This window comes from Virgibacillus sp. AGTR, assembly GCF_016919725.2.
Taxonomy (GTDB): domain Bacteria; phylum Bacillota; class Bacilli; order Bacillales; family Amphibacillaceae; genus Virgibacillus; species Virgibacillus salarius.
In genome coordinates this window covers 1-415 of the sequence record NZ_JAJERH010000193.1, presented here as the reverse complement: position 1 = coordinate 415, position 415 = coordinate 1, and the positions used below count along the sequence as shown (strand labels likewise).

1 protein-coding gene is annotated in these 415 nt (G+C 37.3%); it reads left to right on the top strand.

The features are described 5' to 3' along the window. Window positions 1-415, top strand: a 415-nt coding sequence (locus JUJ52_RS23195; RefSeq protein ID WP_228089266.1) for an ATP-binding protein, incomplete at both ends; no start/stop codon positions are given.

Below are 415 nucleotides of genomic sequence, written 5' to 3'. Positions count from 1 at the left end.
CGGCAAAACCCACCTATCGATTGGGCTGGGCATGGAGGCTCTCAACCAAGGATATAAAGTGATTTTTACTACGATGGGTGATCTCATTCATGTATTAAAGACTGAAGAAATCACAAGGAAATCGAAAACGAGAATGAAGAGAATACGAGAAGCAGATCTAGTTATCATTGACGATTTAATGTTTATGGCAATGGACAAACAGGAAGCCAATATGTTTTTTCATTTGATCAATGATCTGTACAATCAAACATCGATTATATTAACGTCCAATAAAGGTCCTAAAGAATGGGGTGAATTATTAGGAGATCAGGCAATTACAACCGCGATTCTAGATCGTATATTGCATCGAGTGGAAATTATTCATTTAAATGAAGACAGTTGGCGAATGAAGCATCGAAAAACCATATTTGGGCAG